The organism is Zoogloea sp., assembly GCF_028693495.1.
In the GTDB taxonomy this organism is placed as follows: Bacteria; Pseudomonadota; Gammaproteobacteria; order Burkholderiales; family Rhodocyclaceae; genus Zoogloea.
Genome location: NZ_JAQUVG010000115.1, coordinates 1 through 10,197 on the forward strand (window position 1 = coordinate 1; position 10,197 = coordinate 10,197).

The 10,197-nt window shown below is 63.8% G+C and carries 11 protein-coding genes and 1 pseudogene; 6 read left to right on the forward strand and 6 right to left on the reverse strand.

The annotated features are described in order from the left end of the window. Window positions 1-459 precede the first annotated feature (459 nt). The gene (locus PHD22_RS14985; protein WP_299868596.1) at window positions 460-936 is read right to left on the reverse strand and encodes an RES family NAD+ phosphorylase; all 477 of its coding nucleotides are present in this window, start codon (window positions 934-936) and stop codon (window positions 460-462) included. After that, complete coding sequence (locus PHD22_RS14990; protein WP_299868599.1) at window positions 936-1,388, reverse strand: antitoxin Xre/MbcA/ParS toxin-binding domain-containing protein; 453 nt, start codon at window positions 1,386-1,388, stop codon at window positions 936-938. The genes PHD22_RS14985 and PHD22_RS14990 overlap by 1 nt, the downstream gene beginning before the upstream one ends. Window positions 1,389-1,531: 143 nt before the next feature. On the opposite strand from PHD22_RS14990, the pseudogene PHD22_RS14995 reads away from it, so the two are divergent. From PHD22_RS14995 to PHD22_RS15020, 6 genes and pseudogenes are all read left to right on the forward strand, one after another. Beyond that, window positions 1,532-1,768, forward strand: a pseudogene (locus tag PHD22_RS14995) (PIN domain-containing protein); the annotation flags it as partial. Further along, on the forward strand, window positions 1,759-1,992 hold the full coding sequence (locus tag PHD22_RS15000; RefSeq protein ID WP_299868602.1) for a CopG family transcriptional regulator: 234 nt from the start codon (window positions 1,759-1,761) through the stop codon (window positions 1,990-1,992). The pseudogene PHD22_RS14995 and the gene PHD22_RS15000, both read left to right, overlap by 10 nt. Before the next feature lie 74 nt (window positions 1,993-2,066). Next, complete coding sequence (locus PHD22_RS15005; protein WP_299868605.1) at window positions 2,067-2,336, forward strand: DUF6447 family protein; 270 nt, start codon at window positions 2,067-2,069, stop codon at window positions 2,334-2,336. A 41-nt stretch (window positions 2,337-2,377) separates the two neighbouring features. After that, window positions 2,378-3,190, forward strand: a complete 813-nt coding sequence (locus tag PHD22_RS15010; protein WP_299868608.1) for a SapC family protein — start codon at window positions 2,378-2,380, stop codon at window positions 3,188-3,190. Between the two features lie 12 nt (window positions 3,191-3,202). Continuing rightward, window positions 3,203-3,721, forward strand: a complete 519-nt coding sequence (locus PHD22_RS15015) for a hypothetical protein (protein WP_299868610.1) — start codon at window positions 3,203-3,205, stop codon at window positions 3,719-3,721. A gap of 40 nt (window positions 3,722-3,761) precedes the next feature. Continuing rightward, on the forward strand, window positions 3,762-4,961 hold the full coding sequence (locus PHD22_RS15020; protein ID WP_299868613.1) for a trypsin-like serine protease: 1,200 nt from the start codon (window positions 3,762-3,764) through the stop codon (window positions 4,959-4,961). Window positions 4,962-4,986: 25 nt separating this feature from the next. Here the strand turns inward: PHD22_RS15020 and PHD22_RS15025 are convergent, their stop codons facing one another. The 4 genes from PHD22_RS15025 to PHD22_RS15040 all read right to left on the reverse strand — a co-directional run. Next, window positions 4,987-6,345 carry a TolC family outer membrane protein gene (locus PHD22_RS15025; protein WP_299868615.1) on the reverse strand — a complete coding sequence of 453 codons (1,359 nt, stop codon included), beginning with the start codon at window positions 6,343-6,345 and terminating at the stop codon, window positions 4,987-4,989. A gap of 2 nt (window positions 6,346-6,347) precedes the next feature. Further along, complete coding sequence (locus PHD22_RS15030) at window positions 6,348-7,712, reverse strand: HlyD family type I secretion periplasmic adaptor subunit (RefSeq protein ID WP_299868618.1); 1,365 nt, start codon at window positions 7,710-7,712, stop codon at window positions 6,348-6,350. A gap of 32 nt (window positions 7,713-7,744) precedes the next feature. Next, complete coding sequence (locus PHD22_RS15035; RefSeq protein WP_299868623.1) at window positions 7,745-9,475, reverse strand: type I secretion system permease/ATPase; 1,731 nt, start codon at window positions 9,473-9,475, stop codon at window positions 7,745-7,747. 32 nt (window positions 9,476-9,507) lie between these two features. Next, on the reverse strand, window positions 9,508-10,197 hold a 690-nt coding region (locus tag PHD22_RS15040; RefSeq protein WP_299868626.1), incomplete at its 5' end, for an ATP-binding cassette domain-containing protein.

A 10,197-nucleotide genomic window follows, 5' to 3' on the forward strand; every position in this document is an offset into this window, starting at 1 on the left:
CCGCTGCCGCTTGTTGTTGCTTGTCGTCGCGCTGCTCACTTCGCGTTCCTCCTGATTGAACAGAAGGAGGATTCTTCCGCGTGAGCCAGGGCGGGGGAAGAACGCCGCTCAGTGAGCGGTTACGGCTTGATGTAGTGCGATCTCCGATGGCACTCCGCTGCTGAGAGGCACGTGTCGCTTTTTTTCATCCATCCCTAAAAAGAAACAAAAGGACACCCACATCAGTAGACATAAGATCCGCAGCCTTCTTCTACACTGCACCCCATGACCCGCCCCCGCTCCAGCCTGATCTCCCTGGCTGATACGCCCGGGTACCATTGCACCGGACGATTCTGGGAAGGCCGTTTCAAAAGCCAGGCGCTACTGGACGAGCAGAGGCCCTATTGGCCACCATGGCCTATGTGGTCTTGAACCCGATCCGCGCCGCGATTGGCGTTTGATCTTGGGGTAGGCCTATCGTCACATGGGCTTGCCGAGATTGCGAAGTAGGCGGGTATCGGTCTGCAAGGACTGAGGCTCGCCAATCATGATGCGCGCGAAATCCGGATGGCGGGGATTCAGCAAGTAGCTGCGCTCTGCCGGAACCACTGCGCTGGGGACGTTCAGTACGGCGGCCTGACCACCTTCCAGCCAGGCCAGTCCCTTGGCCTGGAGGACATCTCTGGCGCCGAGGGTCCGCCAGTCATCCGGCAGCTGATCGACGTCGATGCGTGTCTCGGGTAGATCTGCGGGCAGTTGCGCGGGAATCAGCACGTAGTGCGCGCGCAAGGGATCGTCCTGCACCATCAGTTCGAGCAAGGCCAAGGACTGGGATTCGGCGGTATAGACCACCTCCCAACCCTTCGGATTCCAGCGTCCGCCGTAGAGTCTGGCGCCTTCACCACTGAAGGCGGACTGGGCAAAGCGGCCCGTGGTGATGCGCCAGACGGTGCGCATCAGGCAAACACCCCGTGCTCGATCCTCCCCAGAGTGTCCAGCACGCTGTCAGCACCGATATCGGTATCCAGTAGCGAGAGCGGGGTAACGCCACCCAGCGACGCATTGGGACTTTGCAGCCAGTCCAGTGCGCTGTCGGAGTCCTGGAAGACGGTTTCGGCACGTTCGACCACGCGAGCAAAGCGCACGAACTTGGCGGATTCCTCTGGCGAGAGCGCACCCTCGCGTTTGCGCCGGGCCAGTGTCCTCTCAGGGATGGCCAGCGCGTGCGCCAGTTCACTTTGGGTGATGCGTGTAATGCGCACCACCGTATCCACCGACGCCGAGGGCAGGCCTTGGCGAATCAAGGGAATCCAGTCCATCACCACCCGGGGCCGAGTATGGAGCACGGCTTCGCCTCCGAGCAGGTTTACCGCTGAAACAAACGATGGATGCAGGCTGGCAGTCGTCATGGTGTCCTCCTGTCCAAAAAAAGCCAATTGGCTTTTAGTTTAGTCAAAAATGGCATCAAAGTCCATGACGCCTACCCCGCAGAAAACCGGGGAGAGACCACGGTTCGCTAGGGCGGTATGTCTGGGGAGACGCAACAACTGCTCAGGAACGGCAACAGGTGCTGGCAGCACTGGCCAAGAGCGGTCGATGGGTGACGATTTACTATGGCTGGCGTCCCAGTCTTCCCGATGAGGCGGACAACCATTTGGTGGAACTCGCGCTGGCGGGAGGTGCTGCCGGGATCGTGACGCATAAGGTGCGGGATCTCGGTCGGGGCGAACTGGTATTTGATCAACTGCGGGTGCTGACACCTGCACAATGTCTGGAGGAATGGCAATGACGACATTAACGATCCGATTGCCGGACGACACGGCGGAACGCTTGAAGTCGCTGGCGAAAAGTCGCGGCCTCAGCACCAACAAGTTGGTTGAGGAAATGAGTGCTAGAGCATTGGCGGCCTGGGATACCGAAAACCACTTTCGGGCATTGGCCACAACAGGGGATGTCAAGCAGGCACTGGCGATTTTGGATCGACTGGATGCCAACGATCAGAAGGAGCACTGAACGTTATGTCAGGCCGTTCCAGCTCCGTTTATGGGAAAATGCGCCCCCGATTGTTGCAACCCAGGACACACATCATGGCTCTGCCCGAATACGTCACCCTCAACGGTACTCAATACGCCACCGCCAACCTCAACGACGCCGCCCGTGAACAGGTGGGCAACATACAGGCGGTGGATGAAGAGATTGCCCGGCTGCAACGCCAGCTGGCCATTGCCCAGACCGCCCGTAATGCCTATGTGGCCGCCCTGCTGGCGGCAGTAAAGCACAAGGAAGAGGCGCCGGTGGAAGACAAGCCCAAGAAGCCCCGCACCAAGCGCAAAACCAAGGAAGACGCGGCGGAATGAGGGTGTTGCCCGTCGTTTGATGTCAGCCCACCGCCAAGACCATGCCCAACTTCGTCGCCCTATCCCGGAACCTTCACGCCGGCAAGCGCTGGCTGCGTCATTCCAGCTACCGCTTCGCTGCCCAGGATGCGGTGATTCCGCTCGTCGCCCAGGAGCTGCCGAAGGCGATCATGAGCCTGCCGGTCGGCTTTGTCGCGACCGGTGGAGGCTTTGTGCCCGTCGCCGTCCAAGGGCTTGCGCCGGGGCAGAACCTGTTCGTCGCGCCCGATGGGCGCTGGCTGGCGGCGTATACGCCGGCCGCCTACAGGGGCTACCCGTTCCAGCTGGCCCATGCCGAAAACGGGCAGCAGGTGCTGTGCTTCGACGAGGAGAGTGGGCTGATCACCGACGGACCCCAGGGCGAGCCCTTCTTCGATGAAGACAACAAACCGGCCAAGGGGGTGGCGGAGGTGATGAACTTCCTGACCCAGGTCCAGGCCAACCGGGTGCTCACCGAGCGCGTCTGCGCGCTGCTGCAGCACCACGGACTGATCCAGCCCTGGCCGCTCAAGGTGCAGGAGGCCGGCGGCGAGCGCATCGTGGAAGGCCTGTACCGGATCGACGAGGCGGCCCTCAACGCCCTGCCGGCAGACGCCGTCGTGGCGCTGCGCAATGGGGGAGCCCTGCCCCTGGCCTATTGCCAGCTGCTGTCCATGCAGCATCTGGCCAGGCTGGCGCCTCTCGCCCAGGCGCATGCCGAAGCCCAGGCCCAGGCCCAGGCCCAGGCCCAGCCCCTGCCGCAAACCCCTGCCGGCGACCTGGACCTCGAGTTTCTCAACAAGGGCGGCACCATCAGCTTCGGCAATCTGCTCTGAGGCGCTCCGGCCTTGACGACGGCACTGCACCGCATCACCACCGAATACATCGAGCTTGAGGACAGGGTCCGCCTGGCCGGTGAAACGGAGGACGGCGAGCGTCTGGTCCTGTGGCTCACCCGCCGCCTGCTGGATCGCCTGATTCCGCATCTGGTGGCCTGGCTGGAGAAAAGCGCCGGGCCCCAGGCGCCGGCCAACCGGTTGTACGCCGAGGCCCGCCAGGGCTTCGCCCAGGATGCTGCCCGGGCCGGGCTCCGGCCGGAGCCGCCCGTCCCGGCTTCCGCAGCGAGCCGGAGCTGGCTGGTCGGCTCGGTCGACGTGAGCCTCAGCGCAGCGAGCATCCGCCTGAACTTCAAGGGCTTGGCAGAGTCCGACCAAGCGTGTCTGGATATGCGTGAAGCCCCCCTCCGCCAGTGGCTGGGGATCACCCATGGCCTGTACCTGCATGCGGCCTGGCCGACAAGCGCGTGGCCAGACTGGATGGGCGCTGCCGGCGCCCCAACCGCCCAGCACGGTCAGCTGATGCACTAACCCCTGACGGCGATCACCGCCACCCTCCACGCCCAAAACCATGGTTTCCACCGTCACGCCCTCCTCCGATCTACGCAACCGCGCCCTTCCGGGCGAAGGCCTGGACGGCGTCGTCCGGGTTGCATCAAACGGCTACTACGGCACCGGCGTGCTGCTTTACGACGGGCAGGCGGTGCTGACGGCAGCTCACCTGTTCGGGTCTGGCAGCAATGCCGCCACGGTGCACTTCGAGACCCTCGCGGGCGACCAAAGCGTTCAGGCATCCCGGATTTTGATCCATCCGGGCTACGACAACCCGAACGAAAACAACGATCTGGCCCTGGTCTGGCTGAGCAGCCCGGCGCCGCTGGCGGCCGAACGCCATGAGATCTACCGCCACGGCGACGAGATCGGGCAGGTGGTGACGCTGGTGGGTTACGGCAGGCCCGGCACCGGCACGGGCGGCACCGTCGAGTACTCGGGCGAGCCCCTGCGCCAGAAGGCCAACAACCGGATTGATGCCGACGTGGGCCTGCTCAAGCAATACATGGGCGCCGGGATGGCCTGGAACCCCCAGGCCGGGACCCAGTTCCTCGCCGATTTCGACAGCGGCACGCACCTTAACGATGCCCTGGGGCGGCTGTTGGGCTTGCACGACCTGGGCGTGCCCGGCGAGGGGATCATTTCACCGGGGGACAGCGGCGGCCCGGCCTTCATCGACGGCCGGGTGGCCGGCATTGCCAGCTACACGACCCGGCTGAGCACCTACCGCGACGATCCCGACATCGACACCGCAGTCAACAGCAGCTATGGCGAGATCGCCGCGTGGCAGCGGGTCGGCGCCTACCAGCAGTGGATCGACGAGAGCCTGCGGCAGCACTATCCAGACGCCCCCACGACGCCGTCGGAGGTCAGGAAGTCGCTGCCCGAGGGCAACAGCGGTGTCAGCCTTGCGTATTTCCTGCTGCAGTTCACCGGGGTTCGCGCCTCAGCCGACGAGATCCTGAGCGTGGACTTCACCACCCGCGACGGCACGGCCCGCGCCGGGGAAGACTATCTGCCCGTCTCGGGCACCCTCAGGCTCTATCCCGACGAAAACCAGGCGGTGATCCCGGTGGAGATCGTCGGGGACCGGCAGGACGAGGCTGACGAAACCTTTTACCTGGAGGTGAGCAACCCGGTGGGCGGCAGTTTCGGGGTCGGCGTGGCCACCCTCACCGCCGTCCGCACCATCCTGGACGACGACGGCGGGCTGCCGTAGGGCTGCGCGCCGCCGGGCTCGGGGCTTAGCTGCGGCGCAACCACCGGTTGAGGGTTTCCATCTCTTCCTGGTTGAGGGACTGGACCAGGCCCTGGAGACGAATCCGCGAGAGGATGTACTGGTAGCGGGCCTGGGCCAGGTCACGCCGGGTGTTCATCCGTTGCTGCTGGGCATTGAGGATGTCCACCTGGGTGCGGGTGCCGGCCTGAAAGCCCTTCTGGTTGGAGATCACGGCCTGGTCCGCGGAGCGCTCGGCCTGCTGCAGGGCATGCACCTTGAGCACGCCTTCGGTGACGCTCTGGAACTCCTTGCGGATCATCTGGGACACCTCCCGACGCCGGGCCTCGTACTGCTGTTCGAGCCTCTTGAGGTTGGCCTGCGCCTGACGCACCTGGGAGTTCACGTACCCTCCGGCGAACAGGGGGATGGATGCCTGCAGCCCGACCATGCTCGTGTCGTAGGCGGTATTGATGGAGACGTTGTTCTCGCTGGAGCTCTTGGTGCGCTGGGCAATGAGGTCCACGGTGGGCATGTGCCCCGCACGCGCCTTTTCCACTTCCCGGAGGGCTGATTCGATATTGGCCCGCATGGCCCGCAGCTCCGGGTTGATCTCCTCACCACGGGCAATCCACTCCTCCGCCGAGGCGGGTGCGGGGCCCTGTAGCTGCATGCGCTCGGGATCGAGCTGGGACAGGACATCCACGGGCTCATTGACGATCACCTGCAGCTGGCGCCGGGTGTACCCCAGGTTCTGGGCTGCTTCGAGCTCCTGGGCCAGGGTCATGTCATAGCGGGCCTGGGCGTCGTCGATGTCCGTGCGCGTGCCATGTCCTGCCTCAAACGCCCTGCGGGCTGCCGCCAGCTGGATGCCGTAGGCCTCTTTCTGGGCCAGTACCAGAGCGTACTGGTCCTGAGCCATCAAGGCTTCAAAGTACGTGCCGGAGAGACGCACCAGAAGATCCTGCAGGCTCTTGTCCAGGTTGGCTTCGGCACTTTCCACGTCGTAGCCGGCTTGCTGGTAGAGGGCAAAGTTGTACTTTCGGAACAAGGGCTGGCGCAGGGTGATGCCGTAGTTGCTGCTGAAATAATCGTAGCTGTCGCTGACGGTACGACCCAGAGCGGTGAGGGAATCCCGGTCCGTATGGTTCCGGCTGCGGGAGAGGTTCATGGAGACATTGGGCATCAGCTGGGCGCGGGCCTGGGGCAGGACTTCGCGCCGGGCGTCAGCCTCGGCCTGGGCCGCCTTGTAGGCGGCGTCCTGCTCCAGGGCCAGACGGTAGGCTTCGCTCAGGTCGAGGGCCGCGGCCGGCAGGGTGAAGCCTGCCAGGGCCAGCGCCAACAGCGGCTTGCGAAAGCACGTGGGTAGATACATCCGCTTCGCCATGCTCACTCCTCCTTCATGGATGCGGCCATGCGCTTGAGCAGCGGATGGAGCAGATAGGTCAGGACGGTGCGTTCCCCGGTCTTGATAACCACTTCGGCGGGCATCCCGGGTTGCATCTGGTAGTGCCCCAGCTCCTTCATGCCCTCGGGCGTGATGGAAATGCGGGCCAGGTAGTAGGAGACATTAGTCTGAGGTTCGGTGATCAGGTCACCGGACACGGAGTCCACCTTGCCTTCGAGCACCAGGGAAGGTGCATGGGCAAAGGACGAGAAACGGACATCGGTTTCCAGTCCGGGGCGGACCCGGTCGATCAGGTGGGGGGGAACCCGGGTCTCGAGGAGGAGACTCTCGTTGGCAGGCACCACGTCCATGAGCTTCTGCCCAGGAGTGATCACGCCACCGACGGTCTGGGCGACCAGACCCACGACCTGGCCTTCGGCCGGGGAGCGGATCGTGGTCCGGGCCAGATCGTCGGTGGCCGCCTTGAGCTTGTCCGCGTCAGCCTGGACTTCACGGCGCACCTCGGCCAGCTGGCCATCGCTTTCCTTGCGGTATTCCTGGCGACGCTGGAGCATGCGCAACTTCAGCTCGGCAATGGCGCTGCGGGCGCGCTGGATGTTGCCCTGCAATTCGGCGATGGAGCCGATGTTCTCGGCCAGCAGACGTTCGAGCTCAAGAAGCTTGTTGCGAGGGGCATAGCCCTCTCCAACCAACTCACGCAGCCCTTTGAGCTCTTCCTTGAGGAAAGCCTGCTGCTGCTTCCGGGTGGCCAGCACGCCCTCGAATCCCTGGATGGAGGCTTCCTGCCCCTGAATGCTCTGCTGCATCCCGTCGATCTCGGCCTGGAGGGCACTACGGCGGGACTGGAACAGGCTTTCCTGGTTTTCCATGGCCTGGCGAGCAGCCTGATCTTCCTTGGCTGCGAGCAGATCCGGGTGAAAAGAGATGCGTCCCTGTCCGGCCTGCTCGGCCATGAGCCGACCCTCCATCGCCCGGAGGGTCAGGTAGTGCTGTCGGATGGATGCGTAGTTGGCCTGGGAGACTGCCTTGTCGATACGCAGAAGCGGATCGCCGGCCTTGACGAACTGCCCTTCCTTGACGAAGACCTCGTTGACGATACCGCCCGAGAGGTGCTGCACCGCCTTGCGCTTGGTATCGATGGTGACCATACCCGACGTGGGGACGCCTTCATCCAGGGGTGCCAGCCCTGCCCAGAGCAGGAAGCCGCCAAAACCGAGGCCCAACACCCACATGCCGATACGCATGGGCTGTGCGGTATCGGTGGGCAGCACGACGTCGCCCTCCAGCGCAGGCTCCTTGGACGACGGGACCGCAGCGGGCTTATTGATGAAATTGGGGGTTGACATGGGTGTTCCTGAGTTCAGATGTCGGGGAGATATCAGGCTGGCTGGGGAGCCGCATGACCAGGAGTGGCCGGTGCGGCAGCGCTGGCCTGAAGGGCAGCGATGACCTGCTGACGCGGACCGTAGAGGGCGATTTCGCCGTCCTTCAGAAGCAGCAAGCGATCGGTGGCGGCGAGGATGCCGCTCCGGTGGGTGATCAGGAAGACCGTGCATCCCTGGGCCTTGAGATCCTGAACGGCCTTGAGCAGCGCAGCCTCACCCACTTCATCCAGGTTGGAGTTCGGCTCGTCAAGCACCAGGATGCTCGGATCACCATACATGGCCCGGGCCAGACCGATGCGCTGACGCTGGCCGCCGGAAAGCATGTTGCCCGCCTCGCCCATGGGTGTGTCGTAGCCCTTGGGCAGACGCAGGATCATGTCGTGCACGCCGGCCCTGTGGCAGGCGCGGATGACCTTCTCTGAGTCGATGGTGCCGAAGCGGGCGATGTTCTCTGCGATGGTGCCTTCGAAGAGTTCGATGTCCTGGGGAAGGTAACCGATGAAAGGCCCCAGTTCGTCCCGATCCCAGCCATCGATGGCTTCTCCGTCGATCAGCACGCGTCCTTCGGTATAGGGCCAGATACCCACGAGGCTACGGGCCAGGGTGGACTTGCCAGAACCGGACGGGCCAATGATGCCGATGACTTCACCTGCAGGAAAATCCGCCGTCAGGCCCTTGAGGATGGGATCCTTGCGGCTGGGCGCGGTGGCAAACAGGCTTTCGATACGCATCTCGCCCCGAGGCACGTCGTGCACCCGCCCTGTCTCCCTGGCGGGATGCCGCTCAAGCAATCCTTCAAGACGCTCGAAAGCCTTTCGCGCACCCAGGAAGGATTTCCAGGTGCCAACCATCATGTCCAGCGGCTGGGTGGCCCGCCCCATCAGCACATTCGCAGCGATCATGGCGCCCGCCGTGAGCTCGCCCTGGATCACGAGCAGCGCCCCTGCTCCCAGGGCAAGAGATTGCTGGGTGTAGCGGACAAACTTGGTCAGGGCCTGCACCCGGGCACTGACATCAGTCGCTGTGCTGTTGAGGCGCAGGTGATTGCGATGGCGTACCAGCCAGTGACGACGCAGGTCACCCAGCATGCCCATGGCCTCGATCACCTCCGCGTTACGGAGCTTGCTCTGGACGAAGGTGCTGGTGTGGCCGCTGGCTTCCATAGCCTTTTCGAGGGGGGCCTGGGTCGTCCGGTTGGAGAACCAGGCAAGCGCCAGCAGGATCAGTGAAAACACCACACCAATCACCCCCAGCCAGGGGTGAAGCATGAACAGGACGGCCAGATAGATCGGCGTCCAGGGTGCATCCATGAAGGCGAACAGCCCGTTGCCCGTCATGAACTGACGCAGGTTGGTCAGATCGGAAAAGGCCTGAGAGGGGTTACCGCCCAGTTGCCGCAACTGGGCTTCGAAGCTGGCCTTGAAGACCCGTGTGTTGAGCTCCTCATCCAGACGGACCCCCAGGCGGACGAGCAGCCGGGAGCGCAGCCACTCGGTAAACGACATGACTGCGAACAGGAAGAGCATCACCAGGGTCATGGCCGCCAGGGTGAACAGGCTCTGGCTGATCATGACCCGATCAAAGAGCTGAAGCATGTAGAGCGTGGGGGTCAGCATCAGCAGGTTGATGATGGCCGAGAACACCACGCAGACGAAGAATTCGCGCCGGAAGCGCCACAGGACAGCGCGCAGCTCGCTGCGCTGGAAAAATGCGGGAGTATTCATGGATGAGATGTGCCGGAAATGAGGCCGGGGTTTCAGGCTGCAACAGGCTGGAGGACGGGAGCTGCGGCCTGCTGGGCACTACGCTGGAGAGCCACCAGAACTTCATCGCGGGGACCGAAGGCTTTCACCTGACCTTCCTGCATGACCAGGATCAGGTCTACCGCAGGCAGCACGCTGGTACGGTGGGTGATCACGATGAGCGTGGTGCCCTGAGCCTTGAGGGCCTGCAGGGTGCGGACCAGCGCCTGCTCACCCGCCTCGTCCAGACTGGAGTTGGGTTCATCCAGGACGACAAAACGCGGATTACCGTAAAGCGCCCGGGCCAGGCCGATACGCTGACGCTGCCCCCCGGAAAGGACACAACCGTCATCGCCAATATTGCTGTCATAGCCCTCCGGAAGACTGGTAATCATGTCGTGGACACCCACGGCCCGGGCGGCCGCTTCCACCTTTGCCATGTCCACCTCTCCAAACCGGGCAATGTTCTCGGCCAGGGTGCCATCGAAGAGTTCGACCTCCTGCGGCAGGTAGCCGATATGGGGGCCCAGTTCGGCCTTGCTCCAGGGGAAAATGTCCACCCCATCGAGTCGGACCTTGCCATTGAGGGCCGGCCAGACGCCCACCAGAAGACGGGCCAGGGTGGACTTGCCCGATGCGGAGGGCCCCACCAATGCCACAGCCTTACCGGCCGGCACAGCAAAACTGACCCCCCGGAGGATCGC